14 protein-coding genes are annotated in these 23,257 nt (G+C 59.4%); 9 read left to right on the plus strand and 5 right to left on the minus strand.

Annotation, left to right across the window (positions count from 1 at the left end; genetic code table 11):
- Window positions 1–65 precede the first annotated feature (65 nt).
- Window positions 66–2,450 carry a TonB-dependent siderophore receptor gene (locus D1227_RS16800; RefSeq protein WP_411710415.1) on the minus strand — a complete coding sequence of 795 codons (2,385 nt, stop codon included), beginning with the start codon at window positions 2,448–2,450 and terminating at the stop codon, window positions 66–68.
- Window positions 2,451–3,054: 604 nt separating this feature from the next.
- On the opposite strand from D1227_RS16800, the gene D1227_RS16805 reads away from it, so the two are divergent.
- Together D1227_RS16805 and D1227_RS16810 are read left to right on the plus strand one after the other, a co-directional pair.
- On the plus strand, window positions 3,055–4,734 hold the full coding sequence (locus tag D1227_RS16805) for a 5'-methylthioadenosine/S-adenosylhomocysteine nucleosidase family protein (RefSeq protein WP_158586702.1): 1,680 nt from the start codon (window positions 3,055–3,057) through the stop codon (window positions 4,732–4,734).
- Window positions 4,735–4,758: 24 nt separating this feature from the next.
- A complete protein-coding gene (locus D1227_RS16810) occupies window positions 4,759–5,337 on the plus strand; it encodes an LOG family protein (RefSeq protein ID WP_119375090.1) in 579 nt (192 codons plus the stop codon).
- Between the two features lie 12 nt (window positions 5,338–5,349).
- On the opposite strand, the gene guaD is transcribed toward D1227_RS16810, so the two are convergent.
- Window positions 5,350–6,639, minus strand: a complete 1,290-nt coding sequence (gene guaD / locus D1227_RS16815; RefSeq protein ID WP_119405512.1) for a guanine deaminase — start codon at window positions 6,637–6,639, stop codon at window positions 5,350–5,352.
- A 351-nt stretch (window positions 6,640–6,990) separates the two neighbouring features.
- Between guaD and D1227_RS16825 the strand changes: the two genes are divergently transcribed.
- On the plus strand, window positions 6,991–8,112 hold the full coding sequence (locus D1227_RS16825) for a purine nucleoside permease (RefSeq protein ID WP_119375272.1): 1,122 nt from the start codon (window positions 6,991–6,993) through the stop codon (window positions 8,110–8,112).
- A gap of 10 nt (window positions 8,113–8,122) precedes the next feature.
- On the opposite strand, the gene D1227_RS16830 is transcribed toward D1227_RS16825, so the two are convergent.
- Complete coding sequence (locus tag D1227_RS16830; protein WP_158586703.1) at window positions 8,123–9,619, minus strand: amidohydrolase family protein; 1,497 nt, start codon at window positions 9,617–9,619, stop codon at window positions 8,123–8,125.
- Window positions 9,620–9,686: 67 nt separating this feature from the next.
- Window positions 9,687–10,550 (minus strand): phytanoyl-CoA dioxygenase family protein, encoded by an 864-nt coding sequence (locus tag D1227_RS16835; RefSeq protein WP_119405515.1) that lies wholly within the window; start codon window positions 10,548–10,550, stop codon window positions 9,687–9,689.
- Between the two features lie 253 nt (window positions 10,551–10,803).
- Here D1227_RS16835 and D1227_RS16840 point away from each other — a divergent pair, with 253 nt between their 5' ends.
- Window positions 10,804–12,072 carry a NupC/NupG family nucleoside CNT transporter gene (locus tag D1227_RS16840; protein ID WP_158586704.1) on the plus strand — a complete coding sequence of 423 codons (1,269 nt, stop codon included), beginning with the start codon at window positions 10,804–10,806 and terminating at the stop codon, window positions 12,070–12,072.
- 7 nt (window positions 12,073–12,079) lie between these two features.
- Here D1227_RS16840 and D1227_RS16845 read toward each other — a convergent pair whose 3' ends face one another.
- Window positions 12,080–13,837, minus strand: coding sequence for a M61 family metallopeptidase (locus tag D1227_RS16845; RefSeq protein ID WP_119405517.1), 1,758 nt, complete (start codon window positions 13,835–13,837; stop codon window positions 12,080–12,082).
- A gap of 291 nt (window positions 13,838–14,128) precedes the next feature.
- Here D1227_RS16845 and D1227_RS16850 point away from each other — a divergent pair, with 291 nt between their 5' ends.
- The 5 genes from D1227_RS16850 (at window position 14,129) to D1227_RS16870 (ending at window position 23,248) form a co-directional block, all read left to right on the plus strand.
- Window positions 14,129–15,781, plus strand: a complete 1,653-nt coding sequence (locus tag D1227_RS16850) for a M61 family metallopeptidase (RefSeq protein WP_158586705.1) — start codon at window positions 14,129–14,131, stop codon at window positions 15,779–15,781.
- A gap of 180 nt (window positions 15,782–15,961) precedes the next feature.
- Window positions 15,962–17,155, plus strand: a complete 1,194-nt coding sequence (locus D1227_RS16855; RefSeq protein WP_119405519.1) for a pyridoxal phosphate-dependent aminotransferase — start codon at window positions 15,962–15,964, stop codon at window positions 17,153–17,155.
- On the plus strand, window positions 17,155–18,486 hold the full coding sequence (locus tag D1227_RS16860) for an APC family permease (RefSeq protein ID WP_119405520.1): 1,332 nt from the start codon (window positions 17,155–17,157) through the stop codon (window positions 18,484–18,486). The genes D1227_RS16855 and D1227_RS16860 overlap by 1 nt, the downstream gene beginning before the upstream one ends.
- 191 nt (window positions 18,487–18,677) lie before the next feature.
- Window positions 18,678–21,677 (plus strand): TonB-dependent receptor domain-containing protein, encoded by a 3,000-nt coding sequence (locus tag D1227_RS16865; protein ID WP_119405521.1) that lies wholly within the window; start codon window positions 18,678–18,680, stop codon window positions 21,675–21,677.
- 98 nt (window positions 21,678–21,775) lie between these two features.
- Window positions 21,776–23,248, plus strand: a complete 1,473-nt coding sequence (locus D1227_RS16870; protein ID WP_119405522.1) for a S10 family peptidase — start codon at window positions 21,776–21,778, stop codon at window positions 23,246–23,248.
- Window positions 23,249–23,257: the final 9 nt, after the last annotated feature.

Raw genomic sequence — 23,257 nt, forward strand, 5'->3', positions numbered from 1 at the left:
CAAAAAACGCCCGGAGCAAGCTCCGGGCGTCTCGTGTGATGAGTAAGGTTTGGTGTACTTGCTTCCTAGAACTTGTAGATGATCGACGCCTGAACGCTCCGCGGTTTCTCCGGAAGGACAATCGTGCTGCCGAACAGTTCTGTGAAGTTCGCACGGAAGTATTCTTCGTCCGTTGCGTTCTTGACGGTCACCCGGAAGAGCCAGTCATCCAGCGCGTAGGATGCCGATAGGTCGACCAGTGTGTAGCCAGGCAGTTCCACCACCTGGGACTGGCCTGAGTAGACTTCCTCGACGTTCACAAGGCTGCCCGAGAAGGATAGGCCATTGTCGAACTCGTAGGTGCCGGTGAGCGAGTAGATGTTCTCCGGAATACCTGCGCGCTTGGCGTCGTCCTCGTCGGAGATGATAACGAGACCGATTGGCTGGCCGCCGAGGTGGAGCGAAGGATCGGTGACATTCACCATGTCCTCGATGCCGAAGAAGCTGAACGCGGTCCCGGCTTCAAGGAAGGTCTCGTTGACGACCTTCGTGTTGGTATAGGCTGCCGTCACGAGGAACTTGTCAGTCACCGACCAGCGCACCTCGGCTTCAAGGCCTTCGGTCTTGATGTCCTGATTGACGGTGGTGGACTGTACGTTTCGGTCGGTACGCTCCTGCTCATAGTAGGAAACAGCTGCGTAGAGACGGCCATCGAGGAAGTCACCCTTGACGCCAACTTCGCGTAGCTCGGTGGCTGTCAGGAAGGTCTTTGTGTCAACCTGGTCGAAGCTGATATCAGCGCCCTGACCAGCGATTACGACGGTCTGCTCAGCGACAGTCACATATGGAATGATACCGCCGGGCAGTTTGTAGTTGGCGCTGGCATTCCACGAGACGCCGCTGTCGCTGTTGCTCGCCTTGCCGGTTTCGCCAAACCGGCCCGATGTGGACTCAGCATCAACCGTATCGTGACGAACGCCAAGGAGCAGGCCGAGACCGAAGTCGAATTCGGCGTCGACAAGGCCAGCAATGCCGTAATTGGTGTAGTTGCCGACATTATAGTCAGACCAGCCGCAGTCGCATTCGAGCGCAAGGAGGCGGTCCGATCGTGCATCATAGCCCTGGGTCAGGTCGACACGGTGGAAGAACTCGTAGTCGAAGTCGTCACCATGCTCGAAGTCGGTATGGCGGATGGACGGTGAGAACTGAGTGTTCAGGGTCAACCCTTCGAACTCGAACTCCTTCGAGACGACGATCTTGTCCTCGAATACCCAGGAGTCGTGGAATTGCGAGAAACCGTAGGAATTGAGGTTCAGGTTCTCATAGGTCTCGTAGAACATCTGGTTCTTGATCTCGAACCCGGCGTCATTGTCCCAGATCATGTCGAAGTAGAGAACAAGGTCTTCGTTCTCGAGCTTGTCTTCCTTACCAGTCAGGACGTTCTGGCGTGATAGTTTTGCTGTGCCCACATTTTCCAGGGCAAGGTAAGGATAGGCGTCCATAAGGCAGGCATCGGTCCAGCCGGCGGCTGTCACCCCGCCGCCACAGGCGAATGAGCCGAACGGATTGAAGACGCCGACGGCATCGAATTCTTCCTGCGAAAGCTGTCCGTCAAAGTCTGTATCCAGCGGCTGGGCAGTACCGGTGATGTAGGTGCCGTTGTCGACGAGGTCCTGCGTAAGCCTGTTCCAGCCACCGTTCTGGGCGCCACCATAGTCGTGGTACATCGCACCGAATTCTGCGCGCAGCTTGTCGGTCAGTTGCGTATCGAAGGCGGCTTGCAGGATGGTCTGCTCGGTCGAAATGTTGTTGTAGTAGCTGCCGGAGTCTTCGAGTTCGGCATAAAGGTTGTAGCCGAACTCCTTGCCAAACAGCTTGCCGGGACCGGTGATCGATCCGCTGAGGACGCTCTTGTCCCAGCTACCACCTGTGTAACGCACTTCGCCTTCTGGCGCCGCCATATACTTGCCTCCGGCGATCCGGGCCGATTTCGGCACGAAGTTCATGTAACCGCCGGATTTGGATGGGCCGTAGATCGGCGAGGCGGGGCCGCGCACGATATCGATCCGGTCTGACGCGCCGATCGGGGTGGCATAGTTGCCGGGGTTGTCGAGTCGTTTGACGCCGCGGAAATAGGTTTCGCCCGCCTGGCCGCGAATATCGAGTGCGCCGCCGACACCGAAGAAGGAGTTGGTGAAAGTACCCGGCGACTGGGCGACCAGGCCGTAGATGTCATCGATGCCGAAGCGTTCGATCTGTTCAGACGAAATCGTCGAGGCCGAACGCGGGATCTCCGTCAGCGTCTTGTCGAAGCCGAAAACAGAGCCGACATCTTCAACTGGCAGAGCCCGCAGGCTGCCGGTGACGACAACCGTTTCCTGGCGGGCTTCTTCTTCTTCCTCCTGAGCGAACGCCGCTGACGGCATGCCGGCGAGGATCGCCAGGCCTGCTGCAGAGAGCATGATCTTCATTTTCATGGATGCGCCCGAACCTGCGGCCGACAGGCCTTCCGATTCACTTTTTCCGGCATTTGCCGCTGCATCGATACCGGGCGATGCGCCCCTCTGCTTGTACGTCATGTCGCTTTCCCCTCGCTGCTGGATGGCAATTCTACTTCCGAAGATATTTGGGGCGGTCGCCGCGCATGCTTACCGTCGTGGCGGTTCATCTGAACCGTGCACAAGCGGTGTCCGACCCACTCATTGAGATCAGGCTATGAAGGCTTGCATAGCTCGCGAAGATGTTGCGCTGCACAAGTGCTGGAGAAAGCGTTAATGTGCGCATTTTTCGATCACATGCTTGGGGGCATGCATTCATACCAGTCAGCCTGTTCGCATTTCGGCAGGCCTTGTTGGGATTGCGTGCCGGTTTGTGGCAAGGTCGAATAACGACTCAGGTATTCATACGAATAAGCGATCTAATTTTGGCACCGGACCATTTGGTATTATGAGCATGCTCGGGCAGCGTATAATCACGAAAATCACATGTTTCTTTGGCGCTGGTGCGCTTTTCCTGGCAGCGGGGTGCGAGGCCGTTCCGGCCCAGCCGGCGTCGCCGGCGCCATCGGATGCTGCGATGGTTGATGCGATCCCGCCAGACCGGGTGCCGCGAATCGCGCTTGCGACCGCCTACGCGCCCGAATTCGCCGCGCTCATTCCAGAGCTGGAGGCGCCGTCCGAGTACATGATCAACGGCGTATCCTACTGGGCTGGCCGTATGCAGGAGCGGGACGTTGTCCTGTTCGAAACCGGCGTCAGCCTGGTCAACGCGACGATGAATACGGAGCGCCTGCTCGAAAACTTCAACATTACCGACATTGTCGTTAGCGGCGTTGCCGGGGGGCTCGACCCGGACCTTACAATTGGTGATGTCACGGTGCCGGCCCGTTGGGCGCAATACAATGAGTCCGTTTACATGCGCGAGACGGATGACGGCGGGTTCAAGCCTCATGCCGGTGTGGAGCCTGAGCTGCCCGTATTTGATTTCATTGGCACGCGCGGTGTCCGCATTGCCAGCTCGGATGACCCGTCTCCGCAACCACAAATCTGGTTCGAGGCAACGCCACGTCTTCTGTCCATTGCTGAAAAGGCTGCAGAAGCGGCAAATCTCCGGCGATGTGACGACGAAGGGCTATGCCTGCCTGAGCAGCCAGAAGTGGTCGTCGGTGGATCGGGCGTCACTGGCTCGATCTTCATGGATAATGCCCGTTTTCGTGACTACCTTTATACGGTTTTCGAGGCGCAAGTCGTGGAAATGGAAACGGCGGCTGTCGCGATGGTGGCGCATGCGCATGATGTCCCATTCATCGCATTCCGCAGTCTTTCCGATCTTGCCGGTGGGGGGGAGGCCAATGAGAACGAGATCACGGCCTTCCAGCACCTGGCGGCGCTGAATTCGGCGGCGGTCGTCCTTTCCTTTCTGGATGCTTATGGCGATGCCGGCGCGGCCCAGCCGCGGGCCGCCTATTGCGAGATCAATTTCTCAGCGGCATCGACCTATGCCGGCAAGGCGCTCGGTGACGAATTCGTCGAAAGGGTTCGCGCGGCATTTCGGGACGATGAGGCGCATGCAGCCTTCCTTCATTCACAGCTTCATCGCGCGCAAAGGATCGCCAGTCTCGCCGCCAGCCAGCAGGGAAGCGAGATTTCGCCAACACTGCTTGAGGTCTGGGGGGGCTATAAGGGAAAGACCAGTCCCTCCCTGGCCATGCGCCTGCCGGGAGATACGACAGACGACCGTGCACTGGCCCAGGCGGTTGGCGCGGCGCTTGGCTATACATTCATGCAGGAGAGTGTCCTGGTGCAGTGCTCGGGTGACGATGCCGGGGCGACGACCCATCCTGCGCTCAACCTTGTTGAAACCGGTTCGAGCGATGTCCTGTCCGAGGCGACGGTCCGGTCTATATTCGGTATGCTGCTGGGCCAGGCCGAGGGCAATTTCGACTTGGGTTTCACTTACTACCCCGACGAGGACCGCTTCTCTACGGTCGGGCTGACCGATGGCGGAAGCTTTGAGCGCGGCGCGATGACCAAATTGCACGACGACCTTGAGACGGTAAGCGGTCTCAGCACAGCCCTTTCGTTGAGCGAACAGGATGTATGGGTCAGCTTTTCTGGTAATGACTGGAGCTGTGATGCCGATGGGGCCGGATACCTAAAAAGCCCGGTCGTCGCGGCGCTGAAGCCGGAACTGGACAAAATCCGGGTGTCATTTGCTGGCGAGCTGGAATCATTCGTTGAAGCCCAGTTGGACTAGACGTTTTTCATCAGGAGTAATGAGTTGAGAATTTGCGTATTCTGCGGGTCGAATACCGGCCGCGGCGAAGTCTACATGGAATCTGGATACGAGTTCGGTGCGATGATCGCCGAACGGGGGCTGGAGGTCGTCTATGGCGGCGCTCGCAATGGACTCATGGGCGCCGTCGCCAATGGCGCGCTTGAAGCGGGCGGCAAGGTGATCGGCGTGCTGCCACGCCAGCTCTTCGAGCTCGAACAGGCGCATGAGAACCTGACCGATTTGCGCGTGGTGAATTCAATGCACGAGCGCAAGCAGATCATGCATGATCTTTCCTCCTCCTTTGTCAGCCTTCCGGGCGGTATCGGCACGATGGAAGAGATGTTCGAAGTCTGGACCTGGACGCAGCTGGGTGTGCACCGCAAGCCGCTCGCGCTCTATAATGTCAACGGCTTTTACGACGCCCTGGAGTCTTTTCTGGACGTGATGGTGGAGGAGGGCTTTGTGAAGGATGTGCATCGCAGCATGACGCTGGTCGGAAAGGATCCGGCCAAGCTCCTCGAAGAGCTCACAAGCTATGAGCCGCCGCTCGTCAAGAAGTGGCTGAAACCTGAAGAGCGCTAGGCAGACGCACGCTCATTTCAGACGCTCACCTGCGACATAGGTCGCCGCGATGCAGCGATCATCGCCGAGAGTCTGGAGGACGAATAGTTCATCCGTCAGGGTGGGCGAGGCCTGCATCCGTGTGCGCATCGCCGATGTGGCTTGCGAGTCGACGACGATGAGATCGGCATCCGAACCAGCTTCGAGCGAGCCAATCCGGTCTTCCATCGATAGCGCGCGCGCATTGCCGAGCGTGAGCAGGTAGAAGCTCTCAAGTGGATTGAGGCTATAGCCGCAAAGCTGGCTGACCTTGTAGGCTTCAGAGGCGGTTGCCAGCATGGAGTAGCTGGTCCCGGCACCGACATCGGTTGCCAGTGCCACGCGAACGCCGCTTTCTTTCAGGGACTCGTAATCAAACAGGCCGCTGCCAAGGAACAGGTTGGAGGTCGGGCAGAACACGGCGACCGATCTGCTTTCCTTGAGGGCCGTTCGCTCACGGGGTTCCAGGTGGATGCAGTGCCCGAATAGCGAGCGTGGACCCAGCAGGCCATTCGATTCGTAAACATCCAGATAGTCACGTGCGCCCGGGAAAAGGCGGGCAGTTTCCTCAATCTCGCTGCGGTTCTCGCAAAGATGGGTCTGGAGGAAGACATCGGGGGTTTCGCGCATCAGTGTTCCTGCCAGGTCGAGCTGGGCTTCGCTGCACGTGATCGCAAAACGTGGTGTCACGGCATAATGAAGCCGACCGCGACCGTGCCAGGTGTCGATCAGGCGCCTGCTGTCATCATAGCCGGACTGGGAGGTATCCAGAAGGTTGCCCGGCGCATTGCGATCCATCAGGACCTTGCCGGCAATCATGCAAAGGCCGCGCGCCTCGGCCTCGGCAAAAAAGGCGTCCATCGCGGTTTTGTGAGATGTTCCGTATACGACGGATGTGGTCACCCCATGCCTTAGGATTTCGTCGAGATAGCAAGCCGCGATCGACTGGGCGTGAGCCTCGTCTTCGAACAGGGCCTCCTGAACAAAAGTGTAGCCATGCAGCCAGTCCAGGAGCTGGGCGCCGTAGCTGGCAATGACGCCCATCTGGGCAAAGTGGGCATGGGTGTCGATAAAACCGGGCATGAGAATACCGGGCCGGTGATCGGTCACAGGGAGGGTCCGATACGCCTCCGGGAGGTCGCTGAAATTGCCGCGCCAGGCAATCCTTCCACCGTCGGTCACGACGGCGCCGTCCTCCCAGAACGCATAGCTGGACTCATCATCCAGAGAGTCCGGGCGCTCGAAAAAGGTGAGCACTCTGGCGCGCAGGACCTTGTTACTCATGGAGGGCAATCCTCTCCGGCATTGCAACCCGGCCAAGCCGTGCGCTGATGGTGTTCACCAGCCAGTTCGGCGAGGCCTTCCTGTCTGTGTTTACGCAGTTGAGCGTACTTGTTGTCAATGTCTGGGTATGCAGGGCAGGTGCGCTTCATGGGGTTCGGCCGCATGTCATACTTGTCCGTACAACATTCGAGCAGCGGGCCGGTTTGCATGACATAGATGAAGGCAGCTCAAGCGTTCTAAAAATCCGCTCGTTCGGGAGCGTTGACGATAGGGGCGGCTCTACAGCCTAGTGCGTGAACATGATGGGTTATCAGCTGACAGGGAATTCTTGATATGAGGTTTTTCGATTTTATGCCGGCAAGCGCTTTGGGCCTTGCGGCCTCTCTGGCAATTAGCGCCTGCACGGAAGCACCTGCCGCAGAGCCGGAGGAGAGCGTGGAGTCTGCGGACCAAACCTCAGTGCTGGATTGCGCGCCTGGAGCGCCCTGCAGCACGTCGCTTCCGGTACGCGTCGTGCTTGTCACCATGTTCGAGATCGGAGAGGATGAAGGCGACAAGCCGGCCGAATTCCAACTCTGGAAAGAGCGCCGTCCGTTCGACATGCAGATCCCGTTTCCGCATTCCTATCATGACCTTTTTTATGATGAAGAAAATCAGGTGCTCGCAATGGTCACGGGTATCGGGACGGCGCGGTCAGCTGCGGCCACCATGGCGCTCGGCCTGGATCCGCGCTTCGACCTTTCCGAAGCCTATTGGCTGGTTGCTGGTATCGCAGGCATCGATCCGGAGGACGCCTCCATCGGCTCTGCTGTCTGGTCGGCCTATCTCGTGGACGGCGATCTCTCTCACGAGATCGACGCCCGCGAAAAGCCGGAAGATTGGCCGACTGGCTATTTCCCACGGTACACGAACGGCCCTTACGATCCCGACCGGCCAGAGCCGACGGGCGAGATGTTCCATATCAATGAAGGGCTACGTGACTGGGCCTATGAGCTGACCAAGGACCTCGAACTACCAGACCTGGAGGGCCTTGCCGAGGAGCGCTCGCTCTATACCAACTACGAAATGGCGCAGAAACCGCCCTTCGTCCTGAAGGGCGGTCACCTGGCCGCCATGACCTTCTGGCATGGCGAGCTCATGAATGAGTGGGCGAATGACTGGGTCGACTACTGGACCGATGGCAATTCGGAGTTCGTCACATCGGCCATGGAAGAGACGGGCACCTACACCTCCATCGAGTATCTCGACCGGATCGGAAAAGTGGACAAGGACCGCTTCATGGTGCTCCGCGCTGGCAGCAATTACACAATGCAGCCTCCTGGCAAGACCGCCGCAGAAAACCTGCTTGGTGAGAATGAAGGCTATGCCGGCATGCTTGGTTCGCTGGAGTCGCTTTATCTGGTCGGTGGCACCGTTATCGACGAAATCACCGGAAACTGGGAAACCTACAAGGACAATGTGCCTGGCGAGTAGGACGCTGGGCTCATTCAGGCTGGGCGATGGTCCAGCCTGCGATGTCCTTTTCAAAGGCCTCGAAATCATCTTCCAGCTTCAATTGAAGCAAAGCTTTCGGGCTGAACAGGGCGAGCGCCCTGCAGCTGCGGGATGCAACTGACTGGCAGGTCGGTGAAGGCGTTCCGGGCTGTCCGGGTTTCCAGATGCCTGTGCCGGGCAGGAATGAGAATTCCAGGCTGTTTCGAGCCGCCTGTTTGAGATCACGATAGGCGAGACCGTGTTCAAGCGCGGCGCGAACATACTGCTCGGTCATGTCCGTCCGCAGGACACCCTGGTCGTCGGTCGAAAGGACAATGGGAACGCCAGACGCTCGGTAGAGATTCAGCGGATGCTCCTTGCCCCTCACGCCGAGAATAATGTCATTGCTCGACAGGTTGATCTCGACGGCAATGCGCTCCTCGGCCATTCGTTCAAGTGTCTTGCGGCTGTCGAGCTCCCAGGCGATGTCGATGCCGTGTCCGATCCGGCCGGAACCGGCAATCTCGATCGCGTCGCGAATGTGGCTGCGCAGAGCGTAGGCGGGTGCGAGTCCAAGGGTCAGTTCGCCTGCATGTAGCGAGACCTTGGCGCTTGGATATCTTTCGTTGAGGAAGGCGATCATGCGCATGTGCAACTGGTAATTCTCGATCGCCCGCGGGTCGTCCTCAGGCTGGACCAGCGAAACGCCGAGGAAGCGCGGATCGGCCTCGATCAGGGCGAATCCCAGCGCAAGCTGGCGGAACAGTTGCTCGTTGGGCAGCAGGCGAAGGCCGTAGAAATTGTAATAGACGGTGACATCGCAGCCGGGTTCGGCGTCCGCCGTGCCGCAGTTCAGGATTTCGGCCGCCTCGCGTTCAGTCTTGTCGCGCTGCTGGATGCCCGCTTCCACAAGGTCGTCGATCTCGGGCGCAAAGCGTGCAAAGGCCGCGTCGAGGTCGCTCTCATCCCAGTCGCCATCTTCAGACTGGACAGTATACTGATTAATCGTGGCTGGATTGAACATAAGTTCGACATAGGACAGCCGGTCATCAGCGGCGAGCTGCTTGATGGATGCCAATGTCCGATCGGGCTCCTCGCTCACGATGGGGAAGAACCTATCGAAACTGCCGAAAAACTGTTCGTGCCCAGATCGGTCAATATCGACATCCGCAAGCACTTCGCGGACTGACAGGGCATCTACAATTTCGGCGTAGAGGGCCGGGTCTGTGCGCATCAGGCCGACGGCAGTGATCTCTCCCTCATCCTCGCAGGGTGGAGGACTGATAGCGGCAGGGACTTCGGTGACACAGAAGGCCCGGTCTTCGGCCCAGGAGAGATACTCTTCCGCGAAGGGTGTGCCCGAGGCGTGGTTGTGCAGGTCTCCACCTTTCGGCATGTCGCGAAGGAAGACACGAAGCAGGACCGGATCGTCGGAAATCCGGTCAAAAAGCGCTGCGGCCTCGCGCTCGGTATCCTCCGCTGATGCGGTCGGTGCAGCCGTCAACATCAGGCAGCTCATCGTGCACGCCAGCGCAGCAAGGGATGGTCGAAAGAGCGTTGGCCCGCGCCGGGATCTACCGCGCCGCATTTTTCACAAAATCTTCGACGAAGTCGTCATTCCGGCCGTCCGGCACCCCGGTGAACCAGCCACCACGTACATGCCGGCGGACGGCTCGGTCATTTGTGGCGACAGCGGCCGAGTGCCAGAGATAGGCGTCATGGAACAGGACATCGCCTGCTTCGCAATAGACGGCAATCTCACCCGGCGCCTTTTCGAAGGCGAGGGGCATATCATAGGGCGGTGGCTCGCTCGTATGGCCGCCCACTGGTTTCGACTGCGCCGGAACCGGCGCATTGTTGGCATTCCTGAACGGGGCAGGCGTTGCCCATTTATGCGACCCTGGCACCACTCTGAGAAATCCGTTTTCAGGGCTGGTCGCGTCGATATGGATAGTGAAAGCCACAGATGGCCAGCAATCCATATGCGGGCCGCTCTGCCAGTCGGAGTGCCAGCCGATCCGGCGATAGCCGGAATTGCTGCCCCCGCGTGCGTCCTGGTAAACAGCCCCGAACCTTGAATGCTCGCGCAAGTGACCGCCTGGCACCCATTTCTCCATCAGTGCCGTGATTGCCGGGTGGAGGATTGCCGCGCGCGTCGCGGGCGAGACTTCAGTGATGTACTGTACATAATTGGCGAAGCGTTTCTCGCCATTGACGGCATCGTCCAGAAGGACGGAATTGCCATGGCGGGGATCAAGCTTGCCCTCGATGACACCGGTCTGTGCGTCGACGCATTCATTGGTAAGGCGTTCGAGATCGGCCGGTTGGTAGAGGCCGCGCAGAATGGCGAATCCATGCTCTCGGAAAAACGCGTCCAGGGCGTCCAGCTCATCGGCATGAAAGACGCCGATATTGGTATTGATGCTGCCTGTCTTCATGGTCGGAATCCCGAAATAGCCGCTCTATTTATTCGTCCGTTTAAACGTATCCCCAAGCGGATGCATTGGTATTCAGACCGCCCTGAGCGTCCGTCCTCAGGCATGCCGGATTCGTTTCCACGATAGCAGTGCATTGCCCAAGCTTTGGTCAAGGCACAGCGATAGACCGTCGCATATGTCGAGTCACACTCGACCGGCCAGGCGTTCACTGGGAGCAGTTAAGCGTCCGAATTTTTCGACTGATGAGGGGCCGGTGGCGTATTCGTTTGATAATCTCCGGAGCCTCTTCGGTTTCTGCCTGATCCTCGGTCTTGCCTGGCTCTTCTCGAGTGGGCGCAAGCAGGTGCCTTTTCGTACGGTCGGCATTGCGATCGCGCTTCAGGTTGTCTTCGCGGCGCTGATGTTCAATGTCCCGCCCTTGCGGGCAGCGTTGCAATCGATCGCTGCCGGACTTGGCGTGTTGCTGCAGGCCACGGGTGAGGGGACTCAGTTCGTCTTCGGCTATCTCGCCGGCGGTCCGGCGCCCTTCGACACCGTTGAGCCGGCGAACAATTTCGTCCTGGCTCTGCAGATCCTGCCGCTGATGATCGTCGTCTCCGCGCTTTCAGCGGTGCTCTGGAAATGGGGCATCCTGGAGAGGCTGTGCCGGGGCATCGGCTATGTCCTGAATCGCACGCTCGGCCTGTCGGGCCCGATTGGGCTGGGAACCGCGGCTAGCATCTTCCTCGGCATGGTCGAGGCACCAATGATTGTTCGACCTTACCTGATGCGCATGTCGAGGGCCGACATTTTCCTCATCATGACTGCCGCCATGGCAACAGTCGCGGGGACGGTCATGGCGCTTTACATCGCCCTTCTGCAGACAACGATCCCTGAGGCGCCGTCGCATGTCATCGTTGCCTCGTTTATGGCAGCTCCGGCGGCGATTGCGATTGCCCGCGTCATCCAGCCACCCGGGGACTCCGGTGTCATCCAGGATGAAAAGCCGCCGCCCCGCCTTTATCAGTCCACCATGGACGCCTTTGCGCGCGGCGTTCAGGACGGTGTGAACGTTTTCATCTATGTGATTGCCATGATCATCGTGTCGGTTGCGGTGATCGCTCTGGCCGATATCGCCCTGGCCGCTTGGCTGCCGGATGTGAATGGGGCACCGGTAACGGCCGGGCGTCTTCTTGGTTGGCTGCTCTCGCCCTTCATGTATCTCCTCGGCATCCCCTGGCAGGACAGCGTCGACGCGGGCCGGCTTGTCGGAATCAAGATCGTCCTGAACGAGTTGCTCGCCTTCATCGATCTCTCCGGTATCCCGCTCGAGGACATGGAGCCCCGTAGCCGGATGATGATGATTTACATGCTCTGCGGCTTTGCCAATTTCGGCGCGCTCGCCATCATGATCGGCGGGCTGTCAGCCATGTGCCCCGAGCGGCGGCAGGACTTTCTCGACCTCGGCATAAAGAGCATGTGGGCCGGCATCATGGCCAATCTTCTCAATGGCACGCTGATGGGAATCGTCCTGACGGCCTGAAGTCCGCTTAGAGAGAGCAGTCCTCGGCCGGAACCTCCGTCCGCGTCCATTGCAGGCCTTGCGCAGGCTTGGTCCACGGAACGTATTCGACAGAACGCTTTTCGTCCTCCCGTTCGATTTCAAGCATCACGGGGCTCCCGGGCGGGGCGTCTTCAGCCGCCTCCAGGGCGTCCGGGTTTGCGATGATGTCAAAACGCTGCAAACCGGCAGCGTCTGCCGGAGATCCGGGCGTCACTGGCCCGATCCGGGTGCGGCCGTTCTCATCCTCATAAGGGCGAAATCCGCGTGCGAAGTTGCTTAGCGTCTGCATCTCGCCTTCGAAGCAGGGGCCAAACAGGTCTGCCGGCAGTCCAAGCGGTGCGCCGGCCATCATCGCGTCGAAAGCCGCGCCTTCAGCTTCGCCCAGCGTATCAGTCAGAACTTCGCGCCAGAAGGCGACCGGATCGTCGGCGCTGTCGCGCTCGTCAATGAAGCGGAAGATCAGGTCATCGACCCGCTGCCTTCCTTCCGTCGCCTGGCGCCTGCGATAGTCCAGCAGGGCGAAGTAGAGCGGCCCGCGATTATAGGGAACGAGCTGTGCGTTGGAGTCCGAAAAGAAGAGGCGCGTCACCTCTTCATTCGACAGGCCGCTCTGCGGATTGGTGTAATAGTTCAGGGCATGCGCGTTGAAGGCTTCGATGTAGTCCTCGAGGCTGGTCAACCCTGCGCGATGAGGCAGAACGATGGTGTAGTAAGACGTTGCGCCCTCTGAGTACCATTGCTGGCCGCCCGCTCCGCCGCCATCGCCATAGCCGCCAACAAAGTGGTGAATGGCTTCGTGAGCGAGTAGCGAGCGGACTTCCGCCGGATCGCGGTCTTCGCCTTCGACGGTGCCGAAGATGAAGGAGTTGTACCCGCCGCCACCGCCGCCCTGGAACCGCTCTGTCGTACGCATGAAGACCCTGAAGGCATCGACATCCTGGCCGAAGAAGTCGACGAAATACGCATAGGCCTGCTGCGTCCAGGCCGCCGCGCCTTCCAGGTCAAACGCGGCCGGGGTCATCCAGTAGACGACGAATTCGCCTTCGCCGCTTTCTGGCTGGCTTTTCAGGGGGCCGGCCATGAAGAAGGTATTGTTGAGGTTCTGTTGGGTGACCTCTGCCTCGACATTGCCGAGCCCTATGCTGGAGGCAGCGCGGGCTCCGGCCGGCATGTCATCGAGGTTCCAGTCTACGCGAACCGTCCGCGGCCAGCCAGCGACCGGCAGAGCGAGCATCGTATTGCCCGAACCATAGACGCCCCAGAGTTCGGTCCGCGTGTCGATCAATGGGCCGGGCCGGGTGCTTGGTGTGATCACTCGCGGTGCCAGCTTATAGCGGACCTCGACATTGCCGGCGGTATCGCGCTCGAGAATCCATCGACGGTCCTGACGAAAGTCCGAAGGGTCTTCCGGATCTTCCTCAATCCGCATTGCAATCGTCCCCAGACTGTCGCTGGCGGTGAGGCTGTTTGGGTCCGACAGCGCGCTGGGGGCCATCACCCTTACGATGGCCATGGAAAGGAAGGTGTCGCCCTCCTTCAGGCCTGGCGCCGGGAGAGTCATGGCAACATCGATGGATGAGACCTTGTCACCCCCATCGAGGCGCGGTGCGATCGAAATCGTCATGGCGTCCTGGCCCGCTGGCTCGTTCACCGGCGCAGAGGAACCGGTGCACCCGGCTGCAGCCAGACATGCCATCGCGATGCAGGCGAGAACGGCAGGGATACAGCGCATTGGAACAGACATCAGCAGGCCCTCATTGACGAATGTCCAGTCTAGGCGGTGAGCCCGCAATGTTTAGTCGAATGCCATCGTCTTTTGTTTTTGGCTGAATGGATTATGCGAGCAAAGACTTGATAGCGCATTGGAACGACGGAAGTTGGCGTAGGCCGCAAGAGGTATGCGCCCAGCCGCAAGGTTTCGATGAAATCATGCCGCGCTCGCTGGAAAGGTGGGCTGGTTCGAATAGCATTTGTTTGTCCGTCGTGTGAAAAAGCTTTCGATGAGCAGGCAGGACCATTCGGGACTGGAGTGACGATGCAAGCGGTAAATGAGGCGTTCAGCGAGCAGAAATGGAGCCGTCTTGTTGAGGTCGGCGTGCTGACAATCCCCGGTATCATCCTGGTGTCCTGCCAGATGGCCGAGCCCAAGGTTGAGACACCGCCTCCGGCCATCGCCTCAACACCCGCGGTCGAGCTGGTCGCTGGAGCTGATACGCCGCTTTATGCCCTGACGCTCAAACCGGAGGTGGACGAAAATGGGGTTGTCGAAGCGATTGAAGTCAGCTCCCAGCTGACAGGCGGATTGGCTGAAGGTGAAGAGCGGCTGAAGCTGTTTGCCCCTGTCGTCTACGTCAACGTCATGGGCATTGCGGACCGGGTCACTGAGCTTGACGTCCGGGATGCGTCTGGGTCGATCGATTTCACGATTGAAGAAGATGATCCGGTGCCCGGCGGCTATCCCTATTTCAGGCACTGGACGGCAAAGAGGGACGTGACCTTTCCGGTCAGTATCAACTATCGCGCACTCGTGCAGCCGGAAGGTGGTCCAGGTGGCCCCGCCTTCGGCATCCGCCCCTCAGCAGGCGGCATCAGCGGTGCGGGTGCAGGCTTCATGCTGGTGCCGTCCAATGCCGCCTCGCAGGAATCCATCCTCGAATGGGATCTTTCAGGCTTCGACCAGCCATCGCTTGGCGTGACGACGTTTGGTGATGGGCGGGCCGTGGTTGAAGGTCCGCCGCCAGCCATCATGCAAGGCTGGTACATGGCCGGACCGGTCGAGCACTATCCGGATGATGTCACCGAAGGGGATTTCCACGCCTACTGGCTTGGCGATTTCCCCTTCGACGAGCGCGAGGGCATGAGCTTTACCGCGAAGATGTATGACTATTTCGAGGGCTATTTCGAACATCTCGACCCGGCACCGGAGTACCGGGTCTTCATGCGGCTTCTGCAGACCCCGCCTTATGGTGGTGGAACAGCCTTGGCGAACTCTTTCATGTTGTCGCGGGGGCCGGTCCAGCCAGAGGAAGAGAAGAACGAGGACTATGGCGACATCCGCATGGTTTTCGTCCATGAGCTGCTGCACCAATGGGTTGGTTCCGTGGAAGGCGGATCGATCGATGAGAACTGGTGGTCGGAAGGCCTGACGACCTATTACCAGTACACCTTGCCCTTCAAGGCGGGCGAGATTGCCTTCGAAGAGTACGTGGAGGGGATCAACCGCCTGAGCCGGAACTTGTACACCAATCCCGGACGCGACTGGTCGATTGCCGAAATCAAGAAAGTCGGCTTCGATGACAATGACATTCGTCACGTTCCCTATCAGCGTGGTGCACTCTATTTCGCCGATCTCGATGCCCGCATCCGGGCCGCAAGCGGTGGCGAGCGAGATCTTCACAGCTTCCTCAGCGACGTATTTGTCGCGCGTGAAACAGGCGACATTGCCCTGACGCCAGACAAGTGGCGTGAACTCGTCAGAGAGCAGACTGGCGAGGACGAGACAGCGTTCCACAAGGCCCTGCATGTCGATGGTATGGTGTTCTTTCCAGCTGCTGGCAGCTTCGGGCCGTGCGTCGTTGGCGAGCGGGTCACGCTTGAACGGGACGGTGAAAGCTTTGACGCGATGCAGTGGCTGCCAGCCAGCGATGCAGACCCCAAGACCTGCCGGTTTGTGACGAACGAGGACTAGTCCAACGCATCACACAACAGGAATGGGCTTTTCAAGCGGGGCCGCCTTTCAGAACAATTATGCGCTCGGACCGTTCTGTCCGTCGCGCTTTGCATAAAAATTCTTGGCGCGGGCCGTAAGGTCAGTTCGTGATCAGGTCTGCGGTTGTTTCGGGTCCTGGCCCGGCAGGCACGTTAAAGAATGGGGTCAGCGATCGTGGATGCTTCAAGTCTGGAAATGGAAGCGGCGGGCTGGATCAGTTATCCGCATTGGGTGCAGGATGCTCTGGCCCTGATGCGTAATGGCGCGCCCGGCAAGATCGGCCTGTTCGAAAGCTCGGTGCCTGAACCGTCCGCAATGCTGGCTGACACGGTATCGGCGGCTTTCCGCAATGGACCTCCAGCAACTTACCAGAGCGTCTTCATGCGAAACAATCCGGACCTCGCGCTCCGGCTTGGCGAGCGCTATGGCGTGGCTGCTGAACAGATCATCTGTACCACTGGGGCGACCTCGGCGGTCCAGCTCATCTATGCGGGGCTTCTCAACCGCGACGATCATATCCTGATCGAGCGCCCGGGCTTCGACATGTTTGCCAATTATGCGCTGGATGCCGAGATCGAGATCGGTTTCTTCGACCGTCCGGCTCCGGATTTTTCGCTGTCCGTCGATGCGGTGCTTTCGGCGCTGACCGCCAAGACCAGAATGGTCGTGGTCACCAACCTTCATAATCCCAGCGGGGCGCTTGTTACTGATGAGACGCTGTCGGAGCTTGCCGATGCGCTTCAGGAACGTGGCGTCTACCTCCTCATCGACGAGGTTTACCGCGACTATTACGACGCTGAGCCTTGCCGGTTCGATGTCTCACGCCATTCGAATGCCATCCGCGTCAACAGCATGACTAAGATCTTCGGTCTGAGCAGTGTTCGATGCGGCTGGATGATTGCGGCGGGCCGGACGCTGGAGCAGCTGAAGGCGTATCGCGACCGGGTCGACTTTGCCGTGTCGAAGCTTTCACATTCCATAGCCGCCGAAGTGTTTGCCCGGGCGCATGATTTCGATCGGTGGCGGACGGGGCACATGGATGCAGCCATGCCGGTCGCGGAATCGGCATTCAGCGAATTGAGCGCTGCCGAGCTCGTCGAGCTGTCCATGCCTTTGCAGGGGTGCGTTTGCTTTGCGCGCGTCGTCGGCGTCGAGGATACGGTGGCGCTTTCGCGCTGGCTGATTGCCAGTCATGGGGTCGTTGTCGTGCCGGGCGAATGCTTCGGTATGGCCGGTCATATTCGCATTGGTTATGCTCTGGACGAATCGCGCCTGAGCGCCGGACTCGACCGGCTCTCCAGCGGTCTGAAGGAGTACCGCAAGCAGAATGCGAAAAGCCAGCGGATTGCCTGATGGCCAAATCTGAAAACGTGTCGGTTGACCTGAAGCGGGGCGTTGGACTCGCAGGGGTCGTCTCGCTCGGTCTTGGGACGGCGATCGGCGTTTCAGTCTTCTCCGTTCTCGCCCCCGCGACCGCACTCGCCGGTCCAGCCATGTTGATCTCCATGCTGATCGCCATGGTGCCGATGGTCGTCTTCGGGTTCGTATATGCTTTCATGGGCGCCGCGGTGCCGGTGACGGGCGCGTCCTTTGAATGGCCACGCCGGTTCGTCCATCCGTTCCTGGGATTCATTATAAGCTGGTTGAGGATAGCTGGCAGCACGTCTGCCGTCATTGTGCTGACCATGGTGCTCGTCTCCTATCTCAGCACAGCCATCGAGGTCCCGCTGAAGCCGACCATGTTCGTGCTTCTGGTCGTGGTTTTCGGCATCAATCTCGTTGGCGTTTCGGCCGCGGCCGTGAGCCAGACCATCATGCTGGTCATCCTTCTCCTAACCTGCCTGATTTTCACATTTGGCAGTGTCCCGTCGATCGACCTTGCGGGGTTTCAGCCCTTCGCCAGCATGGGGGTCATGGGAATACTCACCGCTGTCCCTCTGATGATTTCCCTTTTCCTTGGTATTGAAAGCGCGACCGAGGTTGGCGGGGAAGTGCGGAATCCGGGGAGCAACATACCGCTTGGCATAACCATTTCCGTCCTGTTGACGGCGGCGGTCTATTTCGGCGTGGCTTTCGCGGCGATTGGGGTGCTTGGAAGCGATGGGCTTGCCCAGTCTGATGCGCCGCTTCTGGATGCCGCTATCTCGTCTATGGGGACGGCAGGCCAGGTGCTGATCCTGGTCAGTGCGACAGTGGCCATCGGAAGCTCGATCAACGCGACATTCATCATCATGTCGCGCTTTCTGTACGCGATGGCAAAGGCCGATATGCTTCCATCGTCGCTGTCCAGGATTCACCAGGATTCAGGCGTGCCCCGGCGCGCCGTTCTTCTGGCATTCGTGCTGTGTTGTCTCGGCCTTCTCATGCCGAGCAATCTCATTTTCCTTTTCCTTGCCGTGAACATCCCGACGCTCCTCAAATACGGCGCGACCTGCCTGGCTTCACTGATGCTCTTGCGCCGCGAACCTGTGCTACATGCGCAAGCAAGTTTCCGCCCCGCAAAGCCAGTCCTTCAGGTGGCAGCCATGCTTGGTATCCTGCTGGGAGTCCTGATCATCGTGATTGGTTGGTCAGCCGATTGGCGACCCTACGCCTTGCTCGGAGGTTGGGGGCTTGCAGGCTCAATCTACTACGCCGTCAAAGCTCGCAAGAAGTCTGCTGGACGGGCCATCGCACGCGGTTGAGAACGCGTTCCACACCGGTGAAATAAATATTCCGCACACGTCGGCTGGAGAATAGTTGTTGCCGTCGCTGACGGGGAGGTCAGCCAAAAAGTATAAAAAAACCGTCATCCGGTTCCTAGCGTGGATCTGGTCAGAGAAGGTTCCGAGCCCGCGACCGGGTTCGCCAGCTGAAGTCTTGGAAGGGGAATACCATGAAGAGTGACGCGGTATTGAAAGGATTGCTCGGCGGGTGCGCGATTGCAGCTCTTCTGCCCAATCTCGTCGGTTTGGCTGCGCAGGCGCAGGAAGCAGACGACGCGCCGGTAACGGTCAGCGACGACGAAGAAGAAGATGTTGCCACCATGAACAGGGTCGTAGTGACGGGGTCTCGGATCATGCGGGACGTTGCATCGACGCCAGCCCCCGTCGCGACCTATGGTGCGCAGAACTTCGAGGATCGCGGCCTGATCAGCGCCGCGGATGCCCTTAACGACATCACCTCGATCCGGCCCGACTTCAACCAGGCCCCCGGCGACGGCACTGCCAGTGGCAGCGGTCAGCAGTTTCCGGAGCTGTTCGGCCTTGGTACCGGGCGTACGCTGACGCTGGTGAATGGCCGCCGCTTTGTGACGACGTCGAGCGGTCTCGGCGATGCGCAGGTCGATGCCAACATCATTCCGACCGGCCTGATCGACCGAATTGAAGTTGCACAGGCCGGCAGTGCCGCTGTGTACGGCTCCGACGCGATCGCGGGCGTTGTGAACTATATTCTCAAGGATGATTTCGAGGGCCTCGAGTTCGATGCCCAGGTCGGCAATACCGAGAACGGTGCCTATCCAACGGAGGCATTCCGCATCACGGCCGGCAAGAATTTCGCCGATGGCAAGGGCAATGTCGCGGCCAATCTGGAAATCTCCAGTACGCCGCTTGTGCGGTTCTCTGATTTCGACGTTTCAAACCGTTCCCGGATCACGCAAGGAAACCCGGCCGATACGGGACCGAACGACGGAATTCCGTCCGTTCGCGAAGTGATGCCGGCCTATTTCTGGAACTTCAACGGCAATGGCGTGATCTTCAGCATCCCGGCGCCGCCACCCAACTTCCTGGCGCGCCTGAACGGTGTGCCGCTGCAGTTTGCACCTGACGGGTCAATCGTGCCCTACGATCCGGGCAACATTATCGGCATTCCGTTTGCCGAGGGTGGACAGGGGACACGCTACAGTGACCTCGTAGGGCTTCGCACCGGGGTAGACCGCTATACGGGCAACATCATCGGCCACTACGACATCAACGACAATCTGCGATTCAATGCCGAGTTTCTCTATGCCAAGACCGAGGGCGAAAGCGTGCCCCAAGGCGCCCCCCGCACAGTGCTGAACCAGACCGATCCGGCCCTTGGCGCTATCTTCTTCAATATCAGCAACCCGTTCCTGACGCAGGATGCCATCGACACGCTGACCTCGGTCAATCCGGGCTTTGCCTTCGGTGCGCCGTTCTGGCTGTCGCGTCATTTCTACGATGACCTCTTCCCGAGCAATATCCAGGAGAACGACACCGAGACCTGGCGTGCGCTGGCTGGCCTGGAAGGCGATTTCGATGCCGGCGGGCGCAACTTCTACTGGACCGTGTCGGGCAGCTATGCCGAGGTCGAGGGCAACCAGCGCTCCTGGGGTGCCGACCGGGTGAAGTTCAACCAGGCCCTCAGCGCGGTTCGCAATGGAAGCGGCGAGATCGTCTGCGCGATCAATGCCGACGCCGATCCATCCAATGACAATCCCGATTGTGCGCCGCTCAATCCGTTTGGAGCCGGCAATATCAGCCAAGCGGCGACGGATTTCGTTTCCGTTCGCACCGGCAATACGTTCAAGAACGAGCAGATCGACCTTCTGGCGACCATCGGAACGGAACTTTTCGAGCTGCCAGCGGGGCCCGTCGATGCGGTTTTCACCTATGAGCACCGGCGCGAAGAAGCGAGCTTCACACCGCTGCTGGCCAATCGGCTCGGCCTGACGGGCACGGGTACGATGGAGGTTGCGACATCGGGCGACTACAACACGAACGAATTGTCGGCCGAGTTCCTCGTTCCGATCGTGGGTGGGGACTTCACCCTGCCGCTGGTCCAGGCCCTTGAGCTGAGCGGTACCTATCGTTTTGTCGACAATTCGATTGCGGGTGAGGAATCGGTCTGGAGCCTCGGCACGCGCTGGGAGCCGGTTGACGGGGTAACCCTGCGCGCAACACGCAGCCGCAACTTCCGGGCACCGACGCTGACACAACTGTTCGCGCCGACGACGGTTACGGTAACCAATGCCGGTATCGACCCCTGCGATGCAGACCGCATCAATGCCGGCCCGAACCCTGACATCCGCCGGGCCAACTGTGAGGCCGAATGGGCTGCCAATCCGCAATATGGTGACCTGGCAACCTTCCAGGATCCGGCAGAAAATTTCTCGATTGCGGAGATCACCAGCGGTGGCAATCCCGATCTCAAGAATGAGATATCCGATACGACCACCTACGGTATCGTGGTTGATCACCTGCTGGTTCCGGGGCTGACCTTTTCGGCGGACCGGATCGAGATCGACCTGGAGGATGGTCTTTCGGCCTTCACCAATGGCGACTTCATGGCGACCTGCTATGACAGCTCGCCGCAGCCCGCCGACATCTGTTCGGTCTTCACTCGCCTCCAGGTGGCCGACGGTTCCAATCCGCCCGGAACCGTGATCAGCGGCCGCTCGACCACGTTCAATGCCGGTGAAATCATCTATCGCGGTGAAGTCTATTACCTGAACTATGCCTTCGACACGTCCGTTGGCGACTTCTCGCTGGGGCTGCAGGCCACGCACACTTCCGAGCTCAGCACATCGGTGACCGGCACAACCTTCAACCGCACCGACAATACGGTCGACCAGCCCGATTGGGCCGGTCAGTTCGATGCAGTCTACACCAATGGCCCGCTGCGCATGACCTACCAGCTCGACTATCTCAGCGAAGTGCTGGCCGAGGAGGGCGCTACGATCGAGAATACGCCGGTTCCGGTGATCGACAGCAACATCACGCATTCGATCTCCGCGCTCTATTCGTTCGACAGCGGCGTAACGCTTCGGGCAGGTGTGACCAACTTCACGGACGAAAAGCCCTCCTATCCGACGCTGGGATATGGCGATATTCTCGGACGACGCTATTTCGCCGGCCTCAATATACGCTTCTGATGCCAGAGACACGATCGGACAGAAAAAAGCCTACGCCCTTTCGGGGGCCACTCATCGCCGCGAGATGGACGACCAGAACGGTCGGCTGTCTCGTGGCGATGGTGTTTGCGGCTTCCTGTGTCAGCCACGCCGATAACAATCTCTCAGGCGAGCCCGCCGAGCAGGCGCCGGAATCATCTCTCGAACGCACGGTTCGCGGTGAGGGTGTTTTCGACGGGGAGACGATTACCTATACGGCCGCGCTTGAAACGTTCGACATAGCAGGAACTGACGATCGGCCCGCGGCCCGGCTTTCGGCCTTTTCTTACATCGCTGACAAGGTCGATGAGAATACTCAGCGCCCAGTATTGCTTGTCTTCAACGGCGGGCCAATCTCCGCCTCCCTCTGGCTGCATATCGGCGCAGTTGGTCCGAAGCGCGTGTCGGCGCCCGACGACCTTTCGGCACCAGTCGATGCTTTCGAACTGGTCGATAATCCGCATTCTCCGCTGGACGTTGCAGATCTTGTCTTCTTCGATCCTGCATCGACCGGTTTCAGCCGTGTCGTAGACGGCGGCGACCCCTCTGCGTTCTTCTCCATTGAAGCGGATGCAGCCCAATTCGTCGATTTTATCGAAGCCTGGCTGGCGAGGCACGGGCGAGATGGAACGCCGGTCTATATCCTCGGCGAGAGCTACGGAACGATGCGCGCGGCGGAAGCGGCTGGCCAACTTGCGGAGGAGGGCGGTCCGCCGCCAGCAGCGGGCGTCTTCCTGATGGGGCAGGCGGTCAATATCATCGAATATTCCCAGCGCCGCCAGAACATCATCAGCTATGTCGTCTCTTTGCCGACGCTTGCGGCGATGGGATGGGAGCAGGACCGGGTAGACCGGAAGGGTCGGAACTTCGAGACTTTCATCGCGGAGGCCACGAAATTCGGTGAGACGGATTACCTCACCGCGCTTTTCCAGGGCAATCGACTGGAGGATGACGAGTTACGCCGCATAGCCGATAAGTTGGAAGAGTACACTGGCATTCCCGCGGATTATTACGTTGAGAACCGGCTTCGGATTAGCAAGGAGCAATACCGCACCGAACTGCTCAAGAGCGACGGAAAAGTGCTGGGCCGCAGCGATGGACGCTATGTCGGCGACGATCCGCGCGGTGACGCTTCGGGCATACTGACCGAGGCATACCTGAAAGGCTTCAAGGCTTACCTATCTTCCGTCTTCGACCTCGAGATTGGGGAAGAGTACAAGACGCTGGCCAATGTTGGTGGTCTCGCTGGCTGGGAGTGGGGCGGCTCTTCGCCGTTTTCCCATTTCGACTACAGCGTCCGGCTCAACGATGCCTTTGAAGCTAACCCCGGCTTCCGTCTACTGATCGGCAATGGGTATCATGACACCATGACGACGGTCGGTGCGGCCGAGTATCTTGCTGCGCAGGCAGACTGGCCGATGGAACAGGTTAGGCTTTCCTTCTACCAGGGTGGGCACATGGCCTATTCTATCGACGAAACGGCTGAGGCCTTCGGTAATGATATCCGTCACTGGGTCGAAGGCAGTGGCAGCTGGGCAAATGGCGGCAACTGACGGAGCCAG

The sequence above is a fragment of the Henriciella mobilis genome, from assembly GCF_003576315.1.
Classification (GTDB): Bacteria; Pseudomonadota; Alphaproteobacteria; order Caulobacterales; family Hyphomonadaceae; genus Henriciella; species Henriciella mobilis.

Coding starts and splice junctions, on each gene's coding strand:
- D1227_RS16825 (WP_119375272.1), top strand. CDS start 6,991: ATGCCGGCAAGCGCTTTGGGCCTTGCGGCCTCTCTGGCAATTAGCGCC.
- D1227_RS16855 (WP_119405519.1), top strand. CDS start 15,962: ATGGGGTCAGCGATCGTGGATGCTTCAAGTCTGGAAATGGAAGCGGCG.
- D1227_RS16860 (WP_119405520.1), top strand. CDS start 17,155: ATGGCCAAATCTGAAAACGTGTCGGTTGACCTGAAGCGGGGCGTTGGA.
- D1227_RS16800 (WP_411710415.1), bottom strand. CDS start 2,450: ATGAAGATCATGCTCTCTGCAGCAGGCCTGGCGATCCTCGCCGGCATG.
- D1227_RS16845 (WP_119405517.1), bottom strand. CDS start 13,837: ATGTCTGTTCCAATGCGCTGTATCCCTGCCGTTCTCGCCTGCATCGCG.
- D1227_RS16830 (WP_158586703.1), bottom strand. CDS start 9,619: ATGTTGACGGCTGCACCGACCGCATCAGCGGAGGATACCGAGCGCGAG.
- D1227_RS16805 (WP_158586702.1), top strand. CDS start 3,055: ATGGTTGATGCGATCCCGCCAGACCGGGTGCCGCGAATCGCGCTTGCG.
- D1227_RS16850 (WP_158586705.1), top strand. CDS start 14,129: ATGCAAGCGGTAAATGAGGCGTTCAGCGAGCAGAAATGGAGCCGTCTT.
- D1227_RS16865 (WP_119405521.1), top strand. CDS start 18,678: ATGAAGAGTGACGCGGTATTGAAAGGATTGCTCGGCGGGTGCGCGATT.
- D1227_RS16835 (WP_119405515.1), bottom strand. CDS start 10,550: ATGAAGACAGGCAGCATCAATACCAATATCGGCGTCTTTCATGCCGAT.
- guaD (WP_119405512.1), bottom strand. CDS start 6,639: ATGAGTAACAAGGTCCTGCGCGCCAGAGTGCTCACCTTTTTCGAGCGC.
- D1227_RS16870 (WP_119405522.1), top strand. CDS start 21,776: ATGGTGTTTGCGGCTTCCTGTGTCAGCCACGCCGATAACAATCTCTCA.